Annotated in this window: 23 protein-coding genes and 3 tRNA genes; 12 read left to right on the forward strand and 14 right to left on the reverse strand. The window is 69.3% G+C overall.

All coding sequences use genetic code 11. From position 1 onward, the window contains the following. Positions 1-34: 34 nt before the first annotated feature. From ldcA to A3AG_RS0111990, 5 genes are all read right to left on the reverse strand, one after another. Entirely contained in the window at positions 35-991 is a 957-nt protein-coding gene (gene ldcA, locus A3AG_RS0111970) for a muramoyltetrapeptide carboxypeptidase (RefSeq protein ID WP_018005630.1), read from the reverse strand. Then, on the reverse strand, positions 988-1,599 hold the full coding sequence (tadA, locus tag A3AG_RS0111975) for a tRNA adenosine(34) deaminase TadA (protein WP_018005631.1): 612 nt from the start codon (positions 1,597-1,599) through the stop codon (positions 988-990). The genes ldcA and tadA overlap by 4 nt, the downstream gene beginning before the upstream one ends. 10 nt (positions 1,600-1,609) lie before the next feature. Further along, complete coding sequence (locus A3AG_RS0111980) at positions 1,610-2,086, reverse strand: 6-pyruvoyl trahydropterin synthase family protein (RefSeq protein WP_018005632.1); 477 nt, start codon at positions 2,084-2,086, stop codon at positions 1,610-1,612. Positions 2,087-2,243: 157 nt separating this feature from the next. Further along, entirely contained in the window at positions 2,244-2,879 is a 636-nt protein-coding gene (queE, locus tag A3AG_RS0111985; RefSeq protein ID WP_018005633.1) for a 7-carboxy-7-deazaguanine synthase, read from the reverse strand. Positions 2,880-3,295: 416 nt separating this feature from the next. Further along, positions 3,296-3,802 (reverse strand): DUF1993 domain-containing protein, encoded by a 507-nt coding sequence (locus tag A3AG_RS0111990; protein WP_018005634.1) that lies wholly within the window; start codon positions 3,800-3,802, stop codon positions 3,296-3,298. 190 nt (positions 3,803-3,992) lie between these two features. Here A3AG_RS0111990 and A3AG_RS0111995 point away from each other — a divergent pair, with 190 nt between their 5' ends. Next, the gene (locus A3AG_RS0111995; protein WP_018005635.1) at positions 3,993-4,394 is read left to right on the forward strand and encodes a hypothetical protein; all 402 of its coding nucleotides are present in this window, start codon (positions 3,993-3,995) and stop codon (positions 4,392-4,394) included. 53 nt (positions 4,395-4,447) lie between these two features. Here the strand turns inward: A3AG_RS0111995 and A3AG_RS0112000 are convergent, their stop codons facing one another. After that, entirely contained in the window at positions 4,448-5,083 is a 636-nt protein-coding gene (locus A3AG_RS0112000) for a DUF2239 family protein (RefSeq protein WP_018005636.1), read from the reverse strand. 184 nt (positions 5,084-5,267) lie between these two features. Between A3AG_RS0112000 and A3AG_RS0112005 the strand changes: the two genes are divergently transcribed. Then, positions 5,268-6,797, forward strand: a complete 1,530-nt coding sequence (locus A3AG_RS0112005) for an FAD-dependent oxidoreductase (RefSeq protein ID WP_026164132.1) — start codon at positions 5,268-5,270, stop codon at positions 6,795-6,797. Between the two features lie 105 nt (positions 6,798-6,902). Then, a complete protein-coding gene (locus tag A3AG_RS0112010; protein ID WP_018005638.1) occupies positions 6,903-7,343 on the forward strand; it encodes a DUF2231 domain-containing protein in 441 nt (146 codons plus the stop codon). Positions 7,344-7,355: 12 nt separating this feature from the next. On the opposite strand, the gene A3AG_RS0112015 is transcribed toward A3AG_RS0112010, so the two are convergent. After that, complete coding sequence (locus A3AG_RS0112015; RefSeq protein ID WP_018005639.1) at positions 7,356-8,666, reverse strand: NAD(P)/FAD-dependent oxidoreductase; 1,311 nt, start codon at positions 8,664-8,666, stop codon at positions 7,356-7,358. 32 nt (positions 8,667-8,698) lie between these two features. Then, positions 8,699-10,126, reverse strand: coding sequence for a homospermidine synthase (locus A3AG_RS0112020; RefSeq protein WP_018005640.1), 1,428 nt, complete (start codon positions 10,124-10,126; stop codon positions 8,699-8,701). Between the two features lie 254 nt (positions 10,127-10,380). On the opposite strand from A3AG_RS0112020, the gene A3AG_RS0112025 reads away from it, so the two are divergent. After that, entirely contained in the window at positions 10,381-10,842 is a 462-nt protein-coding gene (locus tag A3AG_RS0112025; RefSeq protein WP_240619828.1) for a hypothetical protein, read from the forward strand. Positions 10,843-10,868: 26 nt separating this feature from the next. Here A3AG_RS0112025 and A3AG_RS0112030 read toward each other — a convergent pair whose 3' ends face one another. Beyond that, complete coding sequence (locus A3AG_RS0112030; RefSeq protein ID WP_018005642.1) at positions 10,869-14,984, reverse strand: putative Ig domain-containing protein; 4,116 nt, start codon at positions 14,982-14,984, stop codon at positions 10,869-10,871. 463 nt (positions 14,985-15,447) lie between these two features. On the opposite strand from A3AG_RS0112030, the gene A3AG_RS0112035 reads away from it, so the two are divergent. From A3AG_RS0112035 to A3AG_RS0112055, 5 genes are all read left to right on the forward strand, one after another. Continuing rightward, positions 15,448-15,996: a phage tail protein gene (locus A3AG_RS0112035; protein WP_018005643.1), complete on the forward strand. Its 549-nt coding sequence runs from the start codon at positions 15,448-15,450 to the stop codon at positions 15,994-15,996. Positions 15,997-16,005: 9 nt separating this feature from the next. Beyond that, positions 16,006-16,542 carry a phage tail protein gene (locus tag A3AG_RS0112040; RefSeq protein WP_018005644.1) on the forward strand — a complete coding sequence of 179 codons (537 nt, stop codon included), beginning with the start codon at positions 16,006-16,008 and terminating at the stop codon, positions 16,540-16,542. Between the two features lie 13 nt (positions 16,543-16,555). Beyond that, positions 16,556-17,077, forward strand: coding sequence for a phage tail protein (locus A3AG_RS0112045; protein ID WP_018005645.1), 522 nt, complete (start codon positions 16,556-16,558; stop codon positions 17,075-17,077). A gap of 7 nt (positions 17,078-17,084) precedes the next feature. After that, positions 17,085-17,597, forward strand: coding sequence for a GNAT family N-acetyltransferase (locus tag A3AG_RS31610; RefSeq protein ID WP_018005646.1), 513 nt, complete (start codon positions 17,085-17,087; stop codon positions 17,595-17,597). A gap of 287 nt (positions 17,598-17,884) precedes the next feature. After that, on the forward strand, positions 17,885-19,114 hold the full coding sequence (locus A3AG_RS0112055) for a hypothetical protein (protein WP_018005647.1): 1,230 nt from the start codon (positions 17,885-17,887) through the stop codon (positions 19,112-19,114). Between the two features lie 30 nt (positions 19,115-19,144). On the opposite strand, the gene A3AG_RS0112060 is transcribed toward A3AG_RS0112055, so the two are convergent. Next, positions 19,145-19,996, reverse strand: a complete 852-nt coding sequence (locus A3AG_RS0112060) for a helix-turn-helix transcriptional regulator (RefSeq protein WP_018005648.1) — start codon at positions 19,994-19,996, stop codon at positions 19,145-19,147. 266 nt (positions 19,997-20,262) lie between these two features. Between A3AG_RS0112060 and A3AG_RS0112065 the strand changes: the two genes are divergently transcribed. The 3 genes from A3AG_RS0112065 to A3AG_RS0112075 all read left to right on the forward strand — a co-directional run bounded on the left by A3AG_RS0112065 (position 20,263) and on the right by A3AG_RS0112075 (position 22,839). Further along, a complete protein-coding gene (locus A3AG_RS0112065; protein ID WP_240619830.1) occupies positions 20,263-20,964 on the forward strand; it encodes a VTT domain-containing protein in 702 nt (233 codons plus the stop codon). 193 nt (positions 20,965-21,157) lie between these two features. Next, positions 21,158-21,490 carry a helix-turn-helix transcriptional regulator gene (locus A3AG_RS0112070; RefSeq protein WP_018005650.1) on the forward strand — a complete coding sequence of 111 codons (333 nt, stop codon included), beginning with the start codon at positions 21,158-21,160 and terminating at the stop codon, positions 21,488-21,490. A gap of 2 nt (positions 21,491-21,492) precedes the next feature. Further along, on the forward strand, positions 21,493-22,839 hold the full coding sequence (locus tag A3AG_RS0112075; protein ID WP_018005651.1) for a type II toxin-antitoxin system HipA family toxin: 1,347 nt from the start codon (positions 21,493-21,495) through the stop codon (positions 22,837-22,839). 62 nt (positions 22,840-22,901) lie between these two features. Here the strand turns inward: A3AG_RS0112075 and A3AG_RS0112080 are convergent. The 4 genes from A3AG_RS0112080 to A3AG_RS0112095 form a co-directional block, all read right to left on the reverse strand. Continuing rightward, positions 22,902-22,976, reverse strand: a tRNA-Thr gene (locus A3AG_RS0112080). A 33-nt stretch (positions 22,977-23,009) separates the two neighbouring features. Further along, positions 23,010-23,085 (reverse strand) — tRNA-Gly (locus tag A3AG_RS0112085). 6 nt (positions 23,086-23,091) lie between these two features. Beyond that, positions 23,092-23,167 (reverse strand) — tRNA-Asn (locus tag A3AG_RS0112090). Positions 23,168-23,274: 107 nt separating this feature from the next. After that, positions 23,275-24,357 carry an alpha/beta fold hydrolase gene (locus tag A3AG_RS0112095; RefSeq protein WP_018005652.1) on the reverse strand — a complete coding sequence of 361 codons (1,083 nt, stop codon included), beginning with the start codon at positions 24,355-24,357 and terminating at the stop codon, positions 23,275-23,277. Between the last annotated feature and the right edge of the window lie 161 nt (positions 24,358-24,518).

Below are 24,518 nucleotides of genomic sequence, written 5' to 3' on the forward strand. Positions count from 1 at the left end.
TGCGACCGGCGCAGCGCGGCGGCGAGCCGCGGGCTCAGGCCAGCGGCGGCAGCACCGGGTAGCCCGAAAACGCCATGCTGAAGCCGTCGGCGCGTGCCGACAGCCGCACCTGCGCGCCGACCGGCAGCGTCAGCTTGCGCGCGCAATGCCCGAACGGCAGGCCGGTCAGCACCGGCACCGGCAGCTGCTCGCGCAGGTAGGCCACCACGGCCTCCATGTCGTAGCCGTTGTCGTAGTCGGTGACGCGGTAATTGGAGAAATCGCCCAGCACGATGGCGCGCTGCGCACCCAGTACGCCGGCCTGCTGCAGCTGGAGCAGCATGCGCTCGACCCGGTAAGGGGGCTCGTTGATGTCTTCCAGGAACAGCACCCCGCCCTGCACTTGCGGCATGAACGGCGTGCCCAGCAGGCTGCACAGCATCGCCAGGTTGCCGCCCCACAGCGTGCCCGCGACGCTGCCGGAGAACGGCTGGCCGCCGGACTGCGGCGCGGCGATGTCGACGTGGTAGGCCGGGTTGCGCAGGATGCCCTCGAAGTGCTCCCACATATAGGCGTCGACGCCTTCGGCGCCGAAGTCTGCCAGCAGCATCGGCCCGGCAAAGGTGACGCCGCCGGTGGCCGCCAGGTAGGCCAGCTGGAACGCGGTGAAGTCGCTGTGGCCGACGATGGGCGTGCCGCTGGCGCGCGCCTGCCCGGCGATGCGGGCAAAGTCGACCTGCGCCAGCAGGCGCGCGATGCCGTAGCCGCCGCGCACCGCCAGCGTCAGCTCGTGCGGCACGCCGGTGCCGATCGCGTGCAGGTCGGCGAGCCGCTCCGCGTCGGTGCCGCCGAAGCGCAGGTAGCGCCGCGCCAGCACGTCCGGGTTGGTCATGTGGTAGCCATGGTGCTTGAGCCAGGCACAGCCGCGCGCGGCGGTGGCGACATCGTGCGGATACCCGGACGAGGCGATCAGTCGGACTTCGGTATGCGGCCTGCTGTTCGGCGTGCTCATGCTTCGGTGTCGTGGTTCTGGTCGGGTGCGGCGGCCGGCGCCGGCTGGCGCGCCGCTTGCTGCGCAGCCTTCTGCGCGCGGCGCCGGGCGCCGAAGAAATCCTTCAGCATCTGGCCGCAGTGGTCGGCCAGCACCCCGCCGGCAATGCTGGTCTGGTGGTTGAGCTGGGCCTGCTCGAACAGGTTGACCACGCTGCCGGCGGCGCCGGTCTTGGGATCGCTCGCGCCGAACACCACATGGCGCAGCCTGGCGTGCAGGATCGCGCCGCTGCACATGGCACACGGCTCCAGCGTCACGTAGAGCTCGCACTCGGGCATGCGGTAGTTGCCGATGACCTGGGCAGCGGCGCGCAGCGCCTGCATTTCGGCGTGCGCCGACGGGTCGACCGAGCGGATCGGCAGGTTGTGGCCGCGCGCGATGATGGTGTCGTTCCAGACCACCACCGCGCCCACCGGCACCTCGCCCGCGGCTTCGGCCAGGCGGGCCTCTTCGAGCGCGGCGCGCATGTAGCGCGCGTCGCGCTCGGCGGCCTGCGCCGGATCTTCCGGCAGAGCGCGCGGCGCGCGCAACGGCAGCGGTGGCGGGAACGGTGGCGACGGCCGGGTCATCGTCGCCCGCTCAGTCCTGCGCGGGCAGCTGCGCCGGCGCGCTGACCTCGGCCCAGCAGTTGGGCGTTTCGAACAGCACCAGCCTGGTCAGCTGCAACTGGTGGCCGAAGCAGTCCTTGAACACCGGCGCCAGGATGTCGAAGGCCACCTGGGCCAGGTTCTCGACCGTCGGGATCGCGTCGAGCACCACGGTCTTGTGCCCTTCCATCGATTGCAGGAAGTTCAGCAGCGCGGTGTCGCCGCGGTAGATCAGGAAGGCGTGGTCCCACTTGCTGACCAGGTGCTCGTTGGCGAGCGCCTTGATATCGCCGAAATCCAGGATCATGCCGTCATCCGACGCGCCCTCGCGGTGCAGGACTTCACCCGACAGCGTCAGGTCGAGCCGGTAGCGGTGGCCGTGGATATTGCGGCACTGCCCGCAATGGTTGGGGATGCGGTGGCCGGAGTCGAACTCCAGCCGGCGGGTGATGGAAACTTGTTTGCTCATGTGTACCGGCGCCGGTGCCGGCCGCCTGCGTTGAAGCGGACGCCGCGCGTGCGTCCGAAGCCTCTATTGTGGACTGAATTGCCTGCCTGATGCTGACCTCGTGGCTGGCCCCGGCCGACCTGGCGACTCGCGCGGGGCTGGCCGGCGGCACTGCCGCTCAGCGGATGCCCAGCAGCTTGTGGGTCTGCAGCGACAGCCGCCAGCGCGGGTGGCGCTGGCAGAAGGCCACCGCGGCGGCGGTATTCTCGCGCGCCAGCGGACCGTCCATGGCCTGCACCAGGAAATGGCGGAAATCAAGCTTCTCGTATGCGGCAAAGTCCTGGCCTTCCTGCGGGATCACCACCTTCAGCTCATCGCCGCGCGTGACCACCAGTTCCGAGCCCATCTTGGGACTGACGCAGACCCAGTCGATGCCCGGCGGCACGGCGATGGTGCCGTTGGTCTCGATCGCGATCTCGAAGCCCTGCGCATGCAGCGCGTCGATCAGCGGCACATCGAGCTGCAGCAGCGGCTCGCCGCCGGTGCAGACCACCAGCGGCTTGCCGCCGGCGCCCTGCGGCCACTCCGACACGACCACCGCGGCCAGTTCCTCGGCGCTGCGGTACTTGCCGCCGCGCGTGCCATCGGTGCCGACGAAATCCGTATCGCAGAACTGGCACACCGCGCTGGCGCGGTCCTGCTCGCGCCCGCTCCACAGGTTGCAGCCGGCAAAGCGGCAGAACACCGCGGCGCGGCCGGCGTTGGCGCCTTCGCCCTGCAGCGTATAGAAGATTTCCTTGACGGCGTAAGTCATGCGTGGGGTCTCTCTCGGACCGTAAACAGCGGTTCGCAGCGGTTCGGCAGCGCTTGCTGGCCGGGGTTCAGTAAAGGATGGGCAGGGCCGGGATGGGCAGGGCCGGAGCCGGAGCCGGACCTCGCGCCGCGTAGTCGCATTGGCGCTTGGTCGCGCCCTCGATATGGACCGGAACGTATCGATCGGGGCGGCTGTGCTGGCAGCGCGGGTGCTGCCGGGTGGGGCTGTCCTGGCCTGTCGCAGGCTGCGCCCGGCATCGGGCCGGACGTGCCGCAAGTATACCAGAGGCCCCAGGGTTTCCGCTTGGCCGCCGCTTGGCCGCCGCTTGGCCTCCGCTGGCCGGCGTGCCCCAGGCAAAGGTGAAGCCCGGTGCCCGCGCCGGGGGCCGTGCCGGCGCGGCCCGACCCGAAGTGTGCCTACTTCAGCCCGAGGTAGTCGCGCTTGCCGATCTGCACGCCCTTGTGGCGCAGGATGTCATAGGCCGTGGTGACGTGGAAATAGAAGTTGGGCAAGGCAAAGCCGAGCAGGTAGGACTTGCCGTCGAAGCGCAGCGGGCCCTGGGGCAGCTTCAGTTCGACCACGCGCTGTTCGCTGCCTTCCAGCTGTGCCGGCGTGATCTGCTCCAGGAACACGATGGTGCGGCCGATGCGGTCCTGCAGTTCGGCGAAGGTCGTTTCGGTATCGGCAAAGGACGGCACCTCGATACCGGCCAGCCGCGCAGCGCAGCCCTTGGCGGCATCGCTGGCGCGCTGCACCTGTGCCGGCAGCGCATCCATGTCGGCGATCAGGCGGGTCTGGATCAGGTCGGCCGGGTCCATGCCCTGCGCCTGGGCGTGCGCCGCGCCCTTGGCGAGGATCGCGTCGAGGTTGCCCAGCGCGCGGATAAACGGAGGGATCGAAACGTCGTACATCGAAAGTGCCATGGAAGGTCTCCTGTGCAGGGGGCGGTTTCTGGTCTTGCGGCCCCGGGCAAGCGGACCGCAGCCGCGAGCATAGACCGGATCGGCCTTTGCTGCCGCACCATGCGCCGCTGGCCGGCTTCCTGATTTAACATAGCCAGCCACTGCCCCCGCAATCCCGCAAGCCAGCCGCCCTGCCCAGCCCGCGCCCGCCATGAACGCGCCGTTCCCTCTCCGCACGGAATGCCCGCCCGGTGCCTGCATCTGCGGGCGCGAAGCGCTGCTGAGCGACCCCGATGCCGACCTGCGCGTGCTGCGCCTGACGCGCGCCGAGGAAAAGCGGCTGGTCGAACGGCTCGAGAACCTGACCAGCCTGGCCGAGCTGCAACGGATGGAGGGCCTGATGCAGGCCCAGCTCGGCATCGTGCTGAGCATCACGCCCAGCGCGCGCGGCGTGCGCACCGTGCGCGGCATCAGCATCCAGGTGCTGGAGCAGCCCGGCTTGTGCCGCAAGATCCGCCAGTCGATCCCGTCCGCGATCCGGCGCAGCATGGAGGCCCATCCCGAGATCGCCTACGCGATCGTCGACGCGCACGACCTGCTGGGCGGAGCCTGAACGCGCCGCTCATGCGCCGCTCATGCGCCGCTCATGCGCCGCTCATGCGCCGCTCACGCGCTGCTGTCCGCCAGCCGCAGCGCGTGTTCGCGCACATCCACCGGCCAGTCGGCGATCTGCCGGGCAAACCCCGCCAGGTCGTTGGCAAACAGCGCCCGGCTCGCCTCCTCGAAGCCGGCCAGGTCCCCGGCAATCGCCACCATGAAGTGATAGGCACGCTCGCTGGCGGCGCGGCTGCGGTCCTTGCCGGCGTGATCGCGGCGCGCCTGCTCGACCAGCTTGCGCAGCGCCACTGAAGCGCCGCCCGGCTGCGCCGCCAGCCATTCCCAGTGGCGCGGCAGCAGCGTCACCTCGCGCGACACCACGCCCAGCCTTGGCCGGCCGCGGCCGCGCGGTTCCGCCGTTTCGGGGGCATCGCCGCCCTTGCCGCCCGCGCCGGCCACCGGCTGCGGTGCCGCCAGTTGCGCCGCGCGCACCGCAGACCGCTCGAGCATCTCGTCTACGGTGCCGCTGGTATCCAGGTCGATCGAGCGGCCGGTGCTGTCATCGAATACCAGCACCGGCCCGGCCGCGCCATGGTCCAGCGCCCGCCTGAGCGCCAGCGCGTTGTCGGGCAGCGGTCCCGAGGCAATGCGGCGGTGGCCGTCGAAGGTGGTGAACCGGCGAGGCACGGGCGTGGGCGAGGTCATGGCAGGTCTGCGAAGGAGAAACAGGAACATCGCCAAATATTACCCGGATAAAATAAGAAGTCAATATTACCCGGGTAATTTATGGCGATCCCGGCCGTCCGGGTGTAGGACCGCGCCCGATACCTGCGCCGGCACCACTGACCTATCACTGAGACATGGGCCGAACAAGCGGAGGTCGGGCGGCATGACGATTTCATACTGGGCAGCCGGGACTACCCTTTCCAGCCCTCCCCTGGACGGCGACCCGGCCTGCGACGCCTGCGTGATCGGCGCGGGCATCGCCGGGCTGTCGGTCGCCTATGAACTGGCCGCGGCCGGACAGGCCGTGATCGTGATCGATGCAGAAGGCCCCGGCGCGGGCGAGACCGGCAGGACCACCGCGCACCTGATGACGGCCTTCGACGATTATTTTTTCTACATCGAACGCCACCTCGGGCATCAGGCGGCGCGGCGGGTAGCCCGGAGCCACGCGGCGGCAGTGGCGCGGATGGAGTCGATCTGCGCGACCGAGTCCATCGACTGCGACTTCCGGCGCGTCGACGGCTTCCTCTTTGCCGAATCGTCCGATGGCGAGGCGCTGCTGTCGAAGGAACTGGATGCCGCGCACCGGGCCGGCCTCGACGACGTCGAGCGTGCCCGCGACGTGCCGACCGGCAAGGTGTCGCTGCGCGCGGCGCTGCGGTTCCCGCGGCAAGGGCAGCTCCACCCGCTGAAGTACCTGGGCGGCCTGGTCGACGCGATCCAGCGCCGCGGCGGCAGGGTGTACGGCAAGACCCGCGCCATGGAGGTCGACGACGGCCGGCCCGCCACCGTGCGCACCGACCGCGGCGCGCGCATAGAAGCTGGCAGCGTCATCGTCGCCACCAATACGCCGTTCATCGATCGCTTTGCCATCCATACCAAGCAGGCCGCGTACCGGACCTTTGTAGTGGGCATGAAGGTGCCGCGCGACAGCATGCCGCTGTGCCAGTTCTGGGATACGCTCGATCCCTACCATTACGTGCGCATCGCCGGCGATCTCGACGCCGGCTACCAGTTGCTGATCAGCGGCGGCGAAGACCACAAGGTCGGCCAGGCCGACGATGCCGGGCAGCGCTTCGCCAGGCTGGTCGACTGGACCCGCCAGCGCTTCCCCGTGATCGACGAACCCGTGTTCGCGTGGTCGGGCCAGGTAATGGAGCCGGTCGACGGCGTCGCCTTTATCGGCCGCAACCCCGGCGATACCAATGTCTATGTCGTCACCGGCGATTCCGGCAACGGCATGACGCATGGCGCCATCGCCGGCATGCTGATCCGCGACCTGGTCACCGACCGCACCAATGACTGGGCCGATCTTTACGATCCGTCGCGCAAGTCGGTGACGACCGTGGTCGAGTATGCGCGCGAGAACGCCAATGTGGTGGCCCGGTACGCCGACTGGCTCGGCCAGGACGACGGCGTCGCGCTCGATGCCATCGCCCCGGGCGCAGGGCATGTGGTCAAGGCCGGCGGCCGCCACGTGGCCGCGTTCCGCGATGCGGATGGCGGCCTGCATACCTTCGACGCCACCTGCCCGCACCTGAAATGCCTGGTCCAGTGGAACAGCCTGGAGCAATCCTTCGATTGCCCCTGCCATGGCTCGCGCTTCGGCGTCGACGGCACGGTGCTGCATGGGCCGGCGAAAGGCGGGCTGGAACCCGTCGACCTGACACGGGACCAACAGCGCCATCATTGAACGGGGAGGCACGCCGCGCCGGCGCTGCCCTGGCATTGGGATGGCAGTGCGATGGCGCGGCGAACGCGAGGGCCCTGATGCGCCCTGAACGTCAAAGGAGTCGCCATGCTCACTCCCGCCAGCATTGCCAAGCACCCGATCCATCCGATGCTGATCACCATCCCGATCGGCTTGTGGATCTTTTCCTTTGCCTGTGACCTGATCCGCTATTTCGGCGGCGACAGCCCCAACTGGCCGGTGGTGGCCCTCTATGCCATGGTCGGCGGCATCATTGGCGCGTTGCTCGCGGCCCTGCCCGGCCTGATCGACCTGCTGTCGCTGCCCAGCGGCATCCGCCGTATTGCGCTGCTGCACATGGGCATCAACCTGACGGTGGTCGCGCTCTATGTGGTCAACGCCTGGTGGCGCATGCGCGGGGCCGGTGCCGGCGCCATCGTGCTGTCCGCGGTCGCGATCGGCCTGCTGGTGGTGTCCGGCTGGCTGGGCGGAAAGATGGTGCATGTCCACGGCGTGGGCGTGCAGACCCCGCCGGCGCCGCTGCGGTGACAAGGCTGGCGCTTACAGCAGGTCGCGCAGCTTGTAGTACCACATCCCCAGCACCAGCGCGGGGGTCCGGAACAGCGCGCCGCCGGGGAAGCGGTGATGCCGGATGCGGGTAAAGACATCGAATCTCGAGGCATCGCCGGTCATTGCCTCTGCAATCAGTTTGCCGGCCATGCCGGCAAACGACAGCCCGTGGCCGGAGAACCCCTGCGCATAGTAGAGATTGGTGCCGATGCGGCCCAGGTCGGGCGCCCGGTTCATGGTGATGTCGACAAAGCCGCCCCAGGAATAATCGATATCCAGGTCCGCCGTCTGCGGAAAGACCTGCAGCATGCGCGCGCGGATGCGCTGCACCAGGTTGCCGGGCGGACGCGCGCTGAAGGTCTCGCCGGCCCCGAACAGCAGGCGGTTGTCGGCACTGAGACGGAAATAGTCGACGATCAGGTTGTTGTCCGACACCGCGACCCGGCTCGGCATCAGCGCGCTGGCCCGCTGCGCGTCCATCGGCTCGGTCGCGATCATGTAGGTTCCCACCGGCATGATGCGCGCGGCGATTTCCGGCGCCAGATGGTCGCCGAACTCGCCCAGGTAGACATTGCCCGCCAGCACCACCTGCCGGCACCGCACTTCGCCTTCGGCGGTCTTCACCACCGGCGCCTTGTCGCGCTCGACGCGATAGGCGGCCGAGTTCTCGAACACCTCGACACCGTGCCGGCGCGCCGCGTCGCCCAGCCCCAGGCAGTACTTGAGCGGATGCAGGTGGCCCGAGTGCGGGTCATACGCCCCGGCGACAAAGCGGTCGCTGGCGACATGGCGGCCCAGGTGCGGGCGCTCGACCCATTCGAGCGGATAGTCATAGTGCTCGCGCATATGGCGCACCCAGCGGCGCAGGCCCTCGACCTTGTGCGCCCGGGGCGCCAGCGTCATGTAGCCGCGCACGTGGTCGCAGGCGATGCCGTAGGTAGCGATGCGCTGTTCCAGCAGGCGCATGCCCTCGACCGAGGCATTCCAGGCCGCCTGCGCGAGCTCGGCCGGGCACTGGCGCTCGATCGCGCCCTCGCCCTCGGCGCCGAAGCCGACGATGGCCTGCCCGCCATTGCGTCCGGAAGCGCCCCAGCCGATCCGCTGGGCCTCGAGCAGCGCAACGTGGAAGCCGCGCGCGGCCAGCTCCAGCGCGCACGACAGGCCGGCATAGCCGCCGCCCACCACGCACACCTCCGCGTCGGTGCGCCCCTGCAGCGGCCGGCTCGGCGCCGGCCGCTCGACGCTCGCCTCGTAGTACGAGTTCTCGATGACGCCCAGTTCCTTTTGCAGCAGCCCCGACATCGTCTTCGGCTCCGGTTGCGCCCGGCATGTGCCTATGGCACGCGCACGTTGACGAACTGCCACGGGTCTTCGTCGCCCGCTTCGGGATACAGCTGGGAGTGCTGTGCCAGCGGCGTCCATTCGCCATAGACGCCGACCAGTTCGCCCAGGTAGGGCCGCGCCACGCGCAGCACGGCTTCGTAATCCAGGTCGTCGGGCTCGACCACGCCCGCGCGCGGATGCTCCAGCGCCCATACCATGCCGCCCAGGATGCCGGCCACCACCTGCAGGCTGGTGGCGGTGTTGTGTTCCACCAGCTGCCGGGCCTGCTCCGTGGTCAGCCTGGAGCCGTACCAGTAGGCGCCGCGCGCATTGCCCATCAGCAAGACCCCGAGCTCGTCCATGCCGGCGACGATGTCGTCGCGCAGGATGCGCTGGTGGTCCTGCTTGCGCCCGCCGTTGCCCATCAGTTCGTCGATCGACAGCAGCGCGTCGTCGCAGGGGCGGTAGGCATAGTGCACGGTCGGCCGGTAGACGACTTCGCCGCTGTCGCGCAGCGTCAGGTGGTCGGCAATCGAAATCGATTCGCCGTGCGTGATCAGGAAGCCGTGGTACGGGCCGCCCAGCGGGGTCCAGCTGCGCACGCGCGTGCCGAATCCCGGACGCGTCAGGTACACCGCCGCATCCGAGCCGAACCCGTGCCGGCGCGCGTCCGCCGGCCAGTGCCGCTCGTGCGTGCCCCAGCCCAGTTCGGCCGGCTGCATCCCTTCCTCGATGAAGGCGTCGACCGACCATGTATTGATGAATTCGTTGGCAACCTTGCGCCGGTCGCCTACCTGGGTGTCCTGCTCGGCGATGTGGATGGCGCGGATATCGAGCTGCCGCGCCAGTGCCGCCCAGTCCTCGAAGCTTGCCGGCCGCTCATGGTCGACGTCGTTGTCAGCGGCGATATTGACCAGCGCCTGCTTGACCAGTGCCGACACCAGCCCGGGGTTGGCGCCCTGCGTCAGGATCGCGGTGGGCCCGTCGCGCTTGTCGAGGCGGAACGCCAGCACGCCCTCGCGCAAGGCATAGTTGCTGCGGCGGGACAGCGGCGCGGCGGGGTCCGTGGCCCCGCCCGTCCATGGCTCGATCGAGGTATCCAGGTACAGCGCGCCGTGTTCCCAGCAATAGCGCACCAGCGCCTCGCTCGAGACGTTGACCGACAGGTTCAGCAGGAAATCGCCCGCGCCGACCAGTTCCTGCAGCACCTGCTTGTGGTTTTCCTCGGTCAGCGCCTTGGTCACCACGCGGATGCCATAACCCTGCGCAACCGAGGTGTCGTTGCCTGCCGGACAGATCACGGTGATCTGCGCGGGCGTGATGTCGAGATGGCGCAGCAGCACCGGCAACACGGAACGCGCGATGCTGCCGAAACCGACGATCAGCATGCGGCCGCCCAGTCCGCCGAATTTCTTGAAAGTGGTTGCCGGCGCGCCCATGGTGTGCTCCCGAGATACCCCGCTGCTGCGGAGATGACTTCTATCTCTCATAAGCAATCCGCATGCCTGTCGCCCGGGGGTTGCGCCATGCGCAGCGATATGCCGCTGCTGCTGCCGCCCGCACTGCAAGATGTGGCCTCAGGTAACTCTTGCCGGCCCGCACCGGCAAAGCTTGCAACGGTGTGCGCGCCAGCATGCGCGCCGGGCTGGAACGCGCCTTGCGGCTGTCGTGCTTCCAATGCAAGGAGACGACGATGAAAGCTCGGACATGGATGATGGCGTGGCTCGCCTGCACGGCGCTGGCAAGCGGTGCGGCACTGGCGCAGGGCGCCGGCGGTGCTGGCGGTGGCTCGGGCGGCAGCTCGGGCGGCGGCAGCGCCGGCACGGGTCCATCGGGCACGACCGGCACGCCGGGCAGCCCCGGCACGCCCGGGACCGGCACCAGCATCACCGACGGCGGCGGCAAGGCTCCCAGCGGCGACACGCACGGCAGCTCGCGCTCGTCGGCCGGCAAGCGGCATGGCACCGATGCCGGCGCCGGGCGCGCGGCGGGCGCGTCAGGCGTGGCCGCGCCGTCCGGCGCGACCGGCTCGCCGTCGGTGACCGGTCCGGGAACCACGCGCGGCAGCGGCCCTGCTGCGCCCAGCACGGGCACCGGTGGTACCGGCACGACCGGGCCGTCGGGCGGCGCGCCCGGAACCGGCATGGGCCGCTGAGCGCCGCACCGACGCGGCGCCGGGGGCTAGAACGGCGCCGCGAACGTCAGGCGCACGCCCTGCTGCAGCCCGCCCATGCCGACCATCACGTTGTAGTCGAGGCCAAACGTCATCGAGCGCGTGCGCAGCTTGCCGCCCAGCCCCAGTTGCAGGCGATCGCGCCCGTATGGGGCGTTGACCACGGTGTAGGCGGGGCCGGTGCCGGCAAGGTCCGCGTACGCCAGCCCGGCCGCACTCTGGCCGCTGAAATCATGCTGGTACTCCAGCCGCGCGAACGGCAGGAACAGGCCCCATCGCGTCGCCGTGGCGTATTCCGTGCGCAGCCCGAGCGTGCCGGACACCGTGGTCACGGTCTGGCCGAAATACGTCAGCGCGCTGAACCCGGCGCCGGTCTCGGTGAACGGGTCGAGCGTGCTGTCGGAAACTGACAGGCGTCCGTACGGCGAGACCAGCCAGGCCGCGCTCCGATACTCGTAGCCCGCCGACAGCGAGGCAAAGATCTGGTGCCCGTCGCGCTTGCCGTAGGCGAACGCGCTTTCATCGCCGACCCAGCGGCGCGAATCGAAGCTGAGCGAGCCGTAGCCGGCGACGCCGTCGATAAACAACGACGGCTGCGGCCGGTAGCTGCCGTACAGCGCGGCGCTGAAACTGTCCGCCGTGCTTCGCGTGCCGGCCGAACCCACGTCGGTGCTGTCGCGGCCGTAGCCAAAGCCGATGCCGAGCGTGAGCTGGTCGGAGAAGCGATAGTCGACCCCGGCCGTCACCCCGCCCGTGGTGAAGCGAAAGCCCGAGCGCTGCGTCCCCGCATTGGCAAAGCCGAAATCGACCGTGCCCGCGGTCCAGAACGCCAGGCGCGCGTCGTCGGTGTCGTCCGCGCCGGCCGCGTCGGCACCGCTGCCGGGGTCGGCGCCGCCGGGCAAATCCGGGGCGTTGCCGGCGCCAGCGCTGGCCCCGCCCGGCGCGCGCGCGGCACGGGAGCCGGTCGCCGGGTCGGCTCCGCGTCCGCGCTCGCTTGTCGGGGCCGTGCCGCGCAGGCAGGCATCGCGCGCGGTGAAGCCTGCGACTGCCTGGCAGCGTTCCGGATCGGCCTGGGCGCGCGGCATCACCACCGAGATCTGGTTGCCTGACGGCGCCCTGCCCCGGCCGTGCAGCGCCTCGAGGCGCTGGTTGTAGTTGGCGATCTGCGCGGTCGCGAAGCGCCGTGCCGCCTGGATCTGGGCGTTGACCAGCCCGACCACGTCGGGATCGGTGGACGGGTCCCGGCGCGCCGCCACGGCCACCTGGATCAGCGCCGGCGACGAGGTCGCGACGGCATTGCTGAGCGTATAGGTCACCACCGCGGTGCCGGCGAAGGTGGCCGCCGGGACGAAGTTCACGGTGTAGGCGGTGGCCGCGGGCTGCCTGCCATCGGCGGCCGGCGTCTTCGGCGCGGCGCTGGCGACGGTGGCGGTGCCGGCTTGGGCTGGCACCACCGACACGATCGCCGCGCCGGTAAACGGCCCGCCGCTGGCGCCCTCGGTCACGTCGATATCGACGGGCCGGCCCGCCAGCGTCGACACCTGCTTCTGCGCCACCGGCACCGGCACCGCATTGACCGTGACGGTCACCGGCACCGGCGCCGAGGTGCCCGCGCTGTTGACCAGCGCATAGGTGAACGTGATCGGGCCCGAGGCGCTCGGCACCGGCGTATAGACGATGTCCAGCCCGTTCACCACGGCGCTGCCGCTGGCCGGTGGCGTGACGATGGTGACGCCGGAAAAGGGCCCGTTGGCGGCATTGGCGGCGGCATGGATGGTCACCGGCGCATTGGACAGCGTGGTCACGGCCACCGGCGGCGCCGAAGGCATGCCCTGCCCCGTCGCCAGCGTATAGACGCGGCTGATGCTGTAGGGCGCACCGGTGCCGGTGCTGCTGTCGGTCACGCGCACCGTGAAGGTATGGCTGCCGGCAGCCGACGGCGTACCGCTCAGCACACCGGTGGCGGTGTTCAGCGACAGCCCCGCGGGCAGTGTCCCGGCCGCGACGGCAAAGGTGTACGGCGCGGTGCCGCCGGACGCCGTAAACGCCTGGCTGTATGCCACCCCTGCCACCGGCGCCTGCAGCGAGGCGGGCGACAGGCTCAGCGCCGGCGCGCTGACGGTCAGGGTGTAGGCGCGGCTGCCGGCATAGGGGCCGGTGCCGGTGCTGCTGTCGGTCGCGCTCACGGTGAAGTTGTGCGTGCCGCCGGCGGTCGGCGTGCCCGACAGCACGCCGCCTGCCGACAGCGACATGCCGGCGGGCAAGGTGCCCGCCGTGAGCGCAAACGTGTACGGCGCCGTGCCGCTGGCGGCCGTGAGGGCCTGGCTGTAGGCCGCGGCGACGGTCGCCTGCGGCAGGGTGGCCGGATTGATGACGATGGTCGGCGCACCGATCGCGAGGGTGTACGCGCGGGTTCCCGTAAAGCCCTGGCTGTCGGTCGCCTGGAGCGTGAAGTTGTAGCTGCCGCCGGCCACCGTCGTGCCCGCCATGGCGCCGGTCATGCTGTTCAGCGTCAGGCCGGGCGGCAAGGCGCCCGCGACCAGGCTGTAGGTGTAGGGCGCGGTGCCGCCGCTCGCCGTCACGCTCTGGCTGTACGCGACGCCCAGCGCGGGATTGGCCAGCGTCGCGGGCGACAGCGTGATCGTCGGCGCGGCGATGGTCAGCGTATAGGCGCCGGCCACGCTGTACGGCCCGGTTCCCATGCTGCTGTCGTTGGCCTGGATGGTGAAGGACACGGTCCCCGCGGTGGTCGGCGTACCCGACAGCACGCCGGTGGCGGTATTGAACGCCAGCCCGGCTGGCATGATGCCGCTATTGACCGTGATCGCGTAGGCATAGGGCGCGGTGCCGCCACTCGCCGCGAAGGCCTGGCTGAACGGCGTTCCCGCCGCCGCGCTGAGCGGGCCCGGCGCCGGCGACAGGTTCATCGCCGCCCCGCCCAGCACCAGCGACAGCGTGCCGCTGGTGACGCTGAAGGGCCCCGTTCCCGTGCTGCTGTCGGTGGCCCGCACGGTGAAATTGAAGGTGCCGCCCGCGCTTGGCGTGCCCGCAAGCACACCGGCGCTCGACAGCGCCATGCCGGGCGGCAACGCGCCCGACGCCAGGGCATAGGTGTACGGCCCGGTGCCACCGGTGGCCCCCGCCAGCGACTGGCTGTAGACGCCGCCCACCGAGCCTGGAGGCGGCGATGACGGCGTGTAGAGAAGCGTCGGGCTCGCCACGGTGATGGTCACGGTGGCGGGGGCCGAGGTCCCGGCCGCGTTGGTGGCCGTATAGGTGAAGCTGTCCGGTCCTGCGTAGGACGAGGTGGGCGTATAGGTGATCGACGTACCGGTGGCGATCGCCGTGCCGTGGCCGGGCGGCGACGCCACGCTGACGCTGCCGGCCGCGCCGCCGGTGAGGTTCAGCGTGATCAGGTTGCCGGCACTGCCATACGCCACCGTGGCGCCGACATTGTTCGCCACCGGCGCGGTGGCGACATAGGTGAACTGATCGGCGGCGCTGGTGGCGCTGGTGCCGGTGGCGGTGGTCACGGTCACGTCGACCGTGCCGGCCGCGCCGGCCGGCGCCGTGGCGCTCAGCGAGGTGGCGCTGTTGACCACGAACGATGCGGGCGCGGCACCGAACCGGACCGCGGTCACGCTGACAAAGTTGGTGCCGGTAACGGTCACCGCGGTGCCGCCGCTGGCCGGGCCGGTCGAAGGCGTCACCCCGGTCACGGTCGGCGGGCCGGCCGCTACGTTGAAATGCACCGTGCCGGCGGGCGACCAGGTCGCGCCGTTGTCGCTGGTATAGAAGACTGCAGTGTCGGTGCCGACGAAACCGGCGGGCGGTGTGTAGACAAAGCCGTTTTCGTTCTGGCCGTTCGGCAGGTTGCCGTTGTAGACGTACAGCGTGCCGCCCTGCACAGTGGGGGTGGTTTGCGTCGGGCCGCCGAAGTTGCCATTGCCAATGGCGTCGTAGGCAATGCCGAACTGGTTCGGATCGCAGGCGGTATAGTCCGCCGCGGTAAAGGCATAGACCTTTTGCTGGTTGGAGGCCGCGGCGATGTTCAGCGTGCACGAGACCGCGAAGGCCGGCACGGGAGACCCCAGCAGCAAACCCAGCCACAGTGCCACCAGCACCGACCCGAGCCGGCAGCGCCGGCGCTGCCACCACCGATGGACACGTGCGACGGCCCCCACCGTCTGCCCGGCACGCTCGGCGCCGGCGCAACCCCTGGCTTGTCTTGACACCCGATTTCTCCCGACGCCCGCGGCTCGAGGCGGGCTGCCATTGCCGTCGTCGAGCGCGGCGCGCCGAGGCTTGGCGGGGCGCGGCTCGGGTCGGGCGTTGTTATTTTTGTTGACTTTCCGCTGGCATCGCCAACACTTCGGTCTGTCTGTGAATCGCGTGGGGACGGGGCTGCGGAATGGCCGCAGCAGTGAGGCGGCCCGGTGCAGAAAATACGTCAAATCGATCAATGCGTAATTGATCAAATTTGATATCAGATATCAAATTCAATTAAATCTGTATGGTTGCGGCGCGGCCGGGGGCAAGGCGGGTGCCGCGTCTTTTTGGGATGTTGTTCAACCGGGGAGGCAGATCGTGGACCAGTATCTGGGGGAAATCCGGCTGTGCGCGTTCGCGTTCGCGCCGAAGGGCTGGGCGCTGTGCAACGGCGCCTTGCTGTCGATCGCGCAAAACCAGGCGCTGTTCAGCCTGCTGGGCACGCAATACGGCGGCAACGGCACCATCAATTTCGCCCTGCCCGACCTGCGCGGCCGCACGCCGCTGCACCGCGATGCCGCCGGCATCGCGCAGGGCCAGATGGCCGGCGCGGAAACGGTCACGCTGACCACGGCGCAGGTGCCCGCCCATAGCCATCCGTTCAACGCCTCCTCGAGCCCGGCGACGGCGCTGAATGTCGGCGTGTCGCAAGACCGCGTGCTGGCGGCAAGCAACCTCTACAACCCCAACGATCCGTCGGTCTCCGGACCCGGCGAGCTGTTGTACGGCGCGCCTGACTCGCTCACGCCATGGCTGGACGAAGCCTGCGGCAGCACCGGAGGCGGCCAGCCGCACGACAACATGCAGCCGTCGCTGGTGCTGAACTACATCATCTCGCTGACCGGCATCTATCCGAGCCGGGGCTGAGGAGACATCATGGCACAACCGTTCGTGGGCGAGATCCGCATGTTTGCCGGCAACTTTGCGCCGGCGGGGTGGCAATTCTGCGCTGGCCAGACGCTCAGCATTGCCCAGTACGAGATGCTGTTCTCGCTGCTGGGCACTATCTACGGCGGCGACGGCACCACCACCTTCAGGCTGCCCGACCTGCGTGGCAACCTGCCGCTCGGCCAGGGCGCGGGGCCGGGACTGAGCGCACGCACCATCGGCCAGGCCTTCGGCAGCCCGAACATAACGCTGCTGCCGGGCCAGATCCCCGGGCACACCCATCCGATCCAGGCGACCAACACCATGGCCTCAACGGTCACGCCGGGACCGGACGTGCTGCCGGGCACCACGCCGTCGCCCAACGCCTTCTACGACGCCGGCACCGCCAACCCGCCCGGCAAGAACGCCTTTGCCGCCGGCACGCTCGGCATGAGCGGCGGCACCCAGCCGCACAGCAACCAGATGCCGACGCTGTCGCTGAACTACATCATCGCCACGGATGGACTCTATCCGTCGCAAGGCTGAACACGGAGGCCACATGTCAGACCAGTACCTGGGAGAAATCCGCATCTTCGGCTGCAACTACCCGCCGGCCGGCTGGGCCGCGTGCGATGGCCAGCTGCTGTCAATCCAGCAGAACTCGGCGCTGTTCTCGCTGCTCGGCACCCAGTACGGCGGCAACGGCACCACCAACTTCGCCCTGCCCGACCTGCGCGGCCGCGCGGTGACCGGGCCGGTCGACAACCAGCCGGGCAATCCGCAGGGCGCGGCCACGGTCACGCTCACCGCGGCGGAAATGCCCGCGCACAACCACGCGGTATACGGCGACACCGCACGCGCGGTGTCCACCGAGGCCAGCGCCAGGCTGCCCGCCCGCTTCATGGTGCCCAACAACCAGAGCTGCATTCCCGTCAACGCCTCGCCGGCACCGGTCATGACCACGTTGTCGCCGCAGGCCGTGGGCGCGTCCGGCGCCGGCCAGCCGCACGAGAACATGCAGCCCTACACGGCGCTGCTGTACTGCATCGCGCTGACCGGCGCTTATCCGCCGCGTCCGTAGGCCGCCGATGACCGCCATCGCCGTGCCCGGCATCGCGCTGCGGCCGGTCGCCGCGACCGACGAAGCCTTCCTGGCACGCCTGTACGCCACCACCCGGGATGCGGAAATGCTCCGCACCGGGTGGAGCGAGACGCAGCGCGCTTCCTTTCTCGCCATGCAGTTCAACGCCCAGCAGCGCGCCTACCTGGCCTACCCCGATGCCGAGTTCCTGCTGATGCTGCGTCACGGCGATGCCATCGGGCGCCTCTACCTGCAGCACAACGCGCGCGCGCTGCGCGTGATCGACCTGTCCTTGCTGCCCGAACACCAGAACCAGGGCATCGGCGGGCGCGTGCTGGCGGCGGTGCTGGCGCTGGCCGGCAGCACGGGCCAGACCGTCGACCTGCATGTGGAACGGCACAACCGCGCGCGGATGCTGTACCGGCGGCTCGGTTTCCGGACGGTGCAGGACAACGGCATCTATCGGCGCATGGTCTGGGACGGCCCATGCTCCCTTGCTGAAGGGCCTGCGCAGGCCTGAGTTAAACGCCGCTTACTGCCAGCGGCCGTCACCCCGCCCTGCCCCCCGCCCCTAATCCCGATGAGTAATGGCGACTGGCATGGCGCGATCCTATATTGCCCCAGCAGCATGCGTGTCCGGCGCGACGCGCCATACGACATCGCTGCACGGAGCGCGGGCCACAGCAATGACTCAGCCGCCAGCCGCGCTTGCGTCGCGCATCCCCATCCATAAGGCGGCACATTGTTGCAGGGGTGAACGCCGTTCCCGTTGCTTCATGACCGATTCCAGATCCGAGGGGTAACACCATGAACGCTCCAACCGTCAGTGCATTCGATTTCTCGTCGCCCGGCGCCGTGCAGTTCAATGCCGGCGCGCCAGCCATCATCCTGAACGCCAGTACCGTGCATGTGCTGGCCTGGATCTACGTGGACAGCGCCGGGCTGCCCGCCGACCAGAAAGTGTTTTCGCTCTGCGAATCGCTGATCCTGGGCGTCGGCACCGGCGATGGCGACGTGCCGATGCTCTATCCGGAAGTGTGGGACAACGCCGGCAACCGCTACACCTTCCAGGCCGGGCAGATCCCGACCGACCAGTGGAGCCTGGTGGAAATGATCTGGACCCAGGGCCAGAGCCTGGTGGGACTGATCAACGGGGTGCAGGTGCAATCGGTGCCGGTGTCCGGCAATGCGCTGCAGCCGCCGGTTGCCACCGGCACCAGCTATGTGGGCGCGTTCTGGGACGGCAGCTCGTATCCGTTCTGCGGCATGGTGCAGTCGGTACTGCTGACCAACGGCGCCGACCAGACCGCCACGCAGGGCTTTGTGCTGCAGCCGTCGGGCGCGATCAGCAACTGGGGGCCGAGCGCCCCCGTATTCATCGGCGGCGCCACCACCGTGACGCTCGACACGCCGCCGGCGACGCCCTACGTCGCCCCGGACCAGCCGCCCGCGCCTACCTACGTCGGCGAGCAGATGCCGGCCACGGTCGCTGCCAGCATCCCGTTCACCATGCTGGTGCCGGGCACGGACAGCAGCACCTACACCATCCTCAGCATCAGCCAGGTGTGGCAGCAGCTGGTGGAACTGACCGGACAGCCCGGCCTGGACACCGGCTACGAGGTCGACGTGACCACCGGCGTCAGCATCACCGACAGCGAAACGCAAACCCTGGGGGTCAGCCTGGGGCTGGAGTCGGGTTTCGACATCGGCGTGCTCAGCGCCAAGGTCAACCTGACGCTGTCGTATTCGGTGTCGTTCACCGAGGAATTGTCGATTACCGAGGCCACCACGATCGCGAAGAAGTTCGAGATCGACAAGCCGGACGTGACCACCACCGGGGTCTGGTGGCAAGGCCTGCCCACGATTACGACATTCCAGGTGATCGACAACATGAACACGGTCGGCGCCAGCGTGCAGGATCCGCTGCCGGAGATCGCCGCCACGGTCTATCCGCCGCAGAGCCAGCGCACGCTGAAGACCGAGACCCGCCCGCTGGCCGGCAAGGCGGGCGCGGCGCGGCCGTCGCTCAGGCTGTAGCGGTCCGGCCAGGCACGGCCGGCAGCGCGCTCAGGCGGCTGCCTTGGGCGCGGGAGCGGCCGCGGGCAAGGTCCACAGCGGCGGCCATTGCGAGAACGGCGGCACGGTATGGGCGATCGCCACCACGCCGTGCCGGCCGCCCGCGCCGACCTTGTCGTAGATCACGCGCGCATGCACCTTCACGGTGTCGACGCTGACGCCGAGGATGGCCGCAATGTCTTCGTTCGACTTGCCTTGCGCCAGCCATCCGCATACCTCGAGCTGGCGCGGCGTCAGCGTCGGGAATGCCAGCCGCAGGCGTTCGGCCGGCCCCAGCCTGGCCACGGTGCGCTGCTGCGCCTGGCGGTAGCAGCGCAGCAAGTGCGGGCGCAGCGCCTGCAGGCGATCGCGGTCGCCGTCGCTGAAGGGCGGACTGCCGCAGACGCGGGAGCTCACCACGGTGACCGCATAGCCCTCGTGCTCGAACACGATCGCCAGCAGCCGCCGCGCATTCGACGGCAGCAAGGCTTCGCGCGCGATCGGCAGCGCCATGAACTCGTCATCGCCAAAGAAATCCGATTCACGCAGGGCCCTTTCGCCATAGAAGGCGGACTCGTACTGCCAGAACGGATGGCTGTGCCGGTGCCTGGCAAAGGCCTGCATGCCGCGCGCCCGCGCGGCGGGGTCGTCGTCCACCGAGACCAGCGCGCGCAACTGCTGGCTGCGGTGGTGGAATTCGGCATAGCTGACGACGTCGCCGTCGGTGAGCCTGGCCACGGCGGGGAACAGCACGTCCGGCAGCGCCAGCAGGTCGGGCTCGTGCTCGTACAGGGAGATCACTTCATCCCGGAATGCCTGCAGCTTCTTGTCCTCGGACGTCAGGGCGGTCGGTGAGGGGCGCATACTGGCCTTTCGCCTGCGGGGCACAAAGTAACGACAAGAATGATGAAAATGCCAGACCGTCGGATTGTAGCGTGCGCAGGGGAAGACGACATGCGGTGGGCCACGCGATCGCGCCGCCGGGCCTCACACATGCATCGGCACCATGCATCAGCCCCATGCATCGGCCCCATGCATCGGCCCCATGCATCGGCCACACGCAGCAACGACCGCCAGTGCCGAAACTTTGCCCCCCGCCCCGCGTTCTAAATTTTCATATGCTGAGCAAATTGTCTGCCACATTGTCTGGCAAGCGGCACACCCTCCGGCATGCGCTCTGGTTCTGGCTGGCGGTCGGCACCGTGGCCGTGCTGGTAGTCGCACTCGCGATGTCGCCTGCCTTCAAGGACCTGGTCGAACAGGCGGTCGACTGGGCGCGCGAGATCATGGCGCAGCACCCCGTGGCGGGGGCACTGGTCTTCTTCGGGTTCTCGGCCCTTTCGGCGATGCTGGCCTTTGCCTCGAGCGTGGTGCTGGTGCCGGTGGCGAGCGAGGTCTGGGGCAAGCCGCTGACGGTGCTGCTGCTGTGGGGCGGCTGGCTGCTGGGCGCATGCGCGGCTTTCGGCATCGGCCGCCTGGCCGGTCCGCTGCTCGCCCGTACCGGCTACGCGGACAAGCTGGAGGAGTACCGCGGCTATGTGTCGAAGCGGATGAAGTTCTGGGCGGTGCTGCTGTTCTGCATCGCGGTGCCTTCGGAAATCCCCGGCTACCTGTTCGGCACCATGCATTACCCCTTCCTGAAATTCCTCGCCGCGATGGCGATCGCCGAGGCTGGCTATGCGCTCGGCATCGTCGTCGCGGGAGCAAGCCTGGCCATCGACCGGCCCCTGCACTTCGTGGTCGCCGCGGGCGTCCTCGCAGTGGTTGCGGTGGCGGCCGGCCTCGCGCTGCGGGCGCGAAAGCGCCGTTCGCACCGCTTGCCACAGCGCTGAGCGGACGGCCGTGCGGCTCACTGGCGCGACCGCTGCCGGGAGCCTGCCGCCAGCCATTTCACAGGTCATGCCCGGTATGCCATGGATACAGGTTATAGCCTGTTTTCATAAAAAACAGGCCTGAGCTTGTAAATCTGCGTAACAGGCAATATCCTGTATCCGTCCGGCCGCCGGCCGGGTCCGGGATCGCGCCATGCACTACGCCATCAAGACCGTCCACCAGTTGCGTCCGATTCTGCAGGGGTTCCGCAAGTCGCGTGGCATGACCCAGGCCGTGATGGCAGAGCACCTCGGGGTCACGCAGCAGACCTACGCCGAACTGGAAGCCAACCCCGCCGCCGCCAGCGTCGAACGCCTGCTGCGGGTGCTGCGCGTGCTCGGCGTCGAACTCGTGCTGTCGCAGGCGGAGGCTGGCGCCAGCGCGCAGCCCGCGCCAGCCCGGCCCGCGGCCAAGGCCAAGGCGCCGGCAGGCAAGACCGCGCCGGCCCGCTCCGGGCCTGGCCGGCGCCCGCGCGAGGACTGGTGACCATGGCGCGCGCGCGGCACGGCAACCGGCTCGACCTGTGGATGAACGGCATCCCGGTCGGCCATTGGGAAACCGGCGCCGGCGGTGACCGGCTGGTCTATCGCGACGACTGGATCGCCGACCCGCAGGGTCGCCCGCTGTCGCTGTCGCTGCCGTTCACACCGGGCAACCAGCCGCATCGCGGCCCGGCGGTGGCCAACTATTTCGACAACCTGCTGCCCGACAGCGATGTCATCCGCCGCCGCATCGCGGCGCGCTATCGGGCCGACGGCACCGATGCCTTCGCGCTGCTGGCCAGGGTGGGACGCGACTGCGTCGGCGCCATCCAGATGCTGCCGCCTGGCGAAGCGCCCGAGGCGCTGCAGACGGTCAGCGGCCGCGCGCTCGGCGAAGACGAGATCGCCACGCTGCTGCACGAAACCACGTCGGCGCCCGTGCTGGGCCATCGCGAGCCCATCGACGACCTGCGGCTGTCGATCGCCGGCGCGCAGGAGAAAACCGCGCTGCTGCGCTGGCGCGGACAATGGCAGTTGCCCCAGGGCAGCACGCCGACCACGCACATCTTCAAGCTGCCGCTCGGGCTGGTGGGCAATATGCGCGCCGACATGCGCACCTCGGTGGAGAACGAATGGCTGTGCGCGCAGATCGTCGCGGCCTATGGCCTGCCGGTGGCGCCGTGCGAGATCGCCCGCTTTGCCGACACCAAGGCGCTGGTGGTCGAACGCTTCGACCGCAGGCCGTCGAGCCGCGGCACCTGGCTGCTGCGCCTGCCGCAGGAAGATATGTGCCAGGCCACCGGCGTCTCGGCCCTGCAGAAATACGAGTCCGACGGCGGACCCGGCATCCGGCAGATTGCCGAGATCCTGTCCGGCTCGCGCGCGGCGGCGACCGACCGCCGGCATTTCTTCATGGCGCAGGTGGTGTTCTGGCTGCTGGCCGCAACCGATGGCCATGCCAAGAACTTCAGCATCAGCCACCTGCCAGGCAGCCAGTATGAGGCGACGCCGCTGTACGACGTGCTGTCGGCGCACCCGGTGATCGGCCGCGGCCGCAACCAGCTGGCGCCGCAGAAGGCGCGGCTGGCGATGGCGCTGCATGGCAGGAACAGCCATTACGCCATCCATGAGATCCGCCGGCGCCACTGGTTCGCACAGGGCCAGCGCATCGGCTTCTCTCCCGCCGAGGTGGAGGCGATCCTGGACCACGTGACCGGGCACACCGCGCAGGTCATCGACACGGTGGCGTCCGGATTGCCGGCGGACTTCCCGCTGGACGTGGCCGACGCGATCTTCGACGGCATGCGCCGGCACAACCGCAGGCTGGCGGCGCGGGCCGAGGCGGACCTGTGAGCGCGCGCGGACGCCGGCGCAGGCAACCGATCAGCCGAAGGGGAAATAAACCGGAAGGGAAATGGTGCCCATGGGCAGGATCGAACTGCCGACCTCTCCCTTACCAAGGGAGTGCTCTGCCACTGAGCCACATGGGCGGGTGTTCCGGCGTGGGACCACGCGGAATCATCTGGAGCGGGAGACGAGTCTCGAACTCGCGACCTCAACCTTGGCAAGGTTGCGCTCTACCAACTGAGCTACTCCCGCATACTCTGGCTCCCCGACCTGGGCTCGAACCAGGGACCTGCGGATTAACAGTCCGTCGCTCTACCGACTGAGCTATCAGGGAACATATCGCCGTTCAGCGAAGCGCGAATTCTACATCATCATCGCGCCGAAATGAAAGCCCCGTTTTGAAAGGCCCTTCCGCGTTCCATACGGAAGCCGCGCCGCCAGTCACGCCGCGCCGCGCGCGCCACGCCCCGGCGCATGCCGGTCGACGTCGACCACGGCCTGTGCAAACGCGGTGGGCGCTTCCTGCGGCGGATTGTGGCCCACCCCGCCGCTCAGGGTCCGGTGCTCGTACCAGCCGGTGAACTTGCTGGCATAGGCGCTCGGCTTCGGGTGCGGTGCGCCGTTGGCATCGCCCTCGATGGTGATGGTGGGCACGCCGATGGTGGGCGCCGTGGCCAGCCGCTGCTCGATCGCGTCGAACCTGGCCTCGCCGGCGGCGAGGCCCTGGCGCCAGCGGTAATTGTGGATGGTGATGGCGACGTGGTCGGGATTGTCGAGTGCGGCAGCGCTGCGCGCGAAGGTAGCGTCATCGAAGTCCCACTTCGGCGACGCCAGTTTCCAGATCAATCTGGCGAACTGGTGCGTGTATTGCTTGTAGCCAGCCTGGCCGCGGTCGGTGGCGAAATAGAACTGGTACCACCACTGCAACTCGGCCTCCGGCGCCAGCGGCTGCCGGCCCGCGGCCTGGCTGCCGATCAGGTAGCCGCTGACCGACACCAGCGCGCGCACGCGCTCGGGCCACAGCGCGGCCATGATGTCGGCGGTACGCGCGCCCCAGTCGAATCCCGCGACCACGGCATTCCGGATCTTGAGCGCATCCATCAACGCGATCATGTCGGCGGCGATCGCCGAAGGCTGGCCATTGCGCAGCGTGTCGGCCGACAGGAAGGTGGTCGAGCCATAGCCGCGCAGGTAAGGCACGATCACGCGATAGCCGCGCGCCGCCAGCAGCGGCGCTACGTCCGCAAAGCTGTGGATGTCATAGGGCCAGCCGTGCAGCAGCAAGGCGACGGGGCCGTCGGCCGGGCCCGCCTCCGCGTAGCCGACGTTGAGCACGCCGGCGTCGATCTGCCGGATCGAGGCAAAGCGGGTATGCGTGCCCGGCGCGATGGTCGGCAACGCGTCCGCCGGTGGCACACCGGCCTGCGCGCGCGCCGTGCGCGCCAGGCCCAGCGAGCCGGCCGCCAGCGTCACCGCGGCGGCACCGAGAAAGCCCCGACGGGGCAGGTTGATAGCGCTCGACATGTTGTTCTCCTGTATGCGTGGTGTGAATCCGAACGCAAGTCTAGGAGGCCGGTGCAAGCGGCATGTGTCGGGAACCGGGGCCTTGTGTATCGCCGTGTATCTGGACCGGGGTCGTCCGATACGGCGATACAAAAAAGAGCGATACAAAACGGCCCGTCGCT

Source organism: Cupriavidus neocaledonicus (genome assembly GCF_000372525.1).
GTDB lineage: Bacteria > Pseudomonadota > Gammaproteobacteria > Burkholderiales > Burkholderiaceae > Cupriavidus > Cupriavidus neocaledonicus.

Coding starts and splice junctions, on each gene's coding strand:
- A3AG_RS0112070 (WP_018005650.1), top strand. CDS start 21,158: ATGCACTACGCCATCAAGACCGTCCACCAGTTGCGTCCGATTCTGCAG.
- A3AG_RS0112015 (WP_018005639.1), bottom strand. CDS start 8,666: ATGTCGGGGCTGCTGCAAAAGGAACTGGGCGTCATCGAGAACTCGTAC.
- A3AG_RS0112005 (WP_026164132.1), top strand. CDS start 5,268: ATGACGATTTCATACTGGGCAGCCGGGACTACCCTTTCCAGCCCTCCC.
- ldcA (WP_018005630.1), bottom strand. CDS start 991: ATGAGCACGCCGAACAGCAGGCCGCATACCGAAGTCCGACTGATCGCC.
- A3AG_RS0111995 (WP_018005635.1), top strand. CDS start 3,993: ATGAACGCGCCGTTCCCTCTCCGCACGGAATGCCCGCCCGGTGCCTGC.
- A3AG_RS0112055 (WP_018005647.1), top strand. CDS start 17,885: ATGAACGCTCCAACCGTCAGTGCATTCGATTTCTCGTCGCCCGGCGCC.
- A3AG_RS0112025 (WP_240619828.1), top strand. CDS start 10,381: ATGAAAGCTCGGACATGGATGATGGCGTGGCTCGCCTGCACGGCGCTG.
- A3AG_RS0112040 (WP_018005644.1), top strand. CDS start 16,006: ATGGCACAACCGTTCGTGGGCGAGATCCGCATGTTTGCCGGCAACTTT.
- A3AG_RS0112045 (WP_018005645.1), top strand. CDS start 16,556: ATGTCAGACCAGTACCTGGGAGAAATCCGCATCTTCGGCTGCAACTAC.
- A3AG_RS0112010 (WP_018005638.1), top strand. CDS start 6,903: ATGCTCACTCCCGCCAGCATTGCCAAGCACCCGATCCATCCGATGCTG.
- A3AG_RS31610 (WP_018005646.1), top strand. CDS start 17,085: ATGACCGCCATCGCCGTGCCCGGCATCGCGCTGCGGCCGGTCGCCGCG.
- tadA (WP_018005631.1), bottom strand. CDS start 1,599: ATGACCCGGCCGTCGCCACCGTTCCCGCCACCGCTGCCGTTGCGCGCG.
- A3AG_RS0111990 (WP_018005634.1), bottom strand. CDS start 3,802: ATGGCACTTTCGATGTACGACGTTTCGATCCCTCCGTTTATCCGCGCG.
- A3AG_RS0111980 (WP_018005632.1), bottom strand. CDS start 2,086: ATGAGCAAACAAGTTTCCATCACCCGCCGGCTGGAGTTCGACTCCGGC.
- A3AG_RS0112000 (WP_018005636.1), bottom strand. CDS start 5,083: ATGACCTCGCCCACGCCCGTGCCTCGCCGGTTCACCACCTTCGACGGC.
- A3AG_RS0112060 (WP_018005648.1), bottom strand. CDS start 19,996: ATGCGCCCCTCACCGACCGCCCTGACGTCCGAGGACAAGAAGCTGCAG.
- A3AG_RS0112075 (WP_018005651.1), top strand. CDS start 21,493: ATGGCGCGCGCGCGGCACGGCAACCGGCTCGACCTGTGGATGAACGGC.
- A3AG_RS0112095 (WP_018005652.1), bottom strand. CDS start 24,357: ATGTCGAGCGCTATCAACCTGCCCCGTCGGGGCTTTCTCGGTGCCGCC.
- A3AG_RS0112020 (WP_018005640.1), bottom strand. CDS start 10,126: ATGGGCGCGCCGGCAACCACTTTCAAGAAATTCGGCGGACTGGGCGGC.
- queE (WP_018005633.1), bottom strand. CDS start 2,879: ATGACTTACGCCGTCAAGGAAATCTTCTATACGCTGCAGGGCGAAGGC.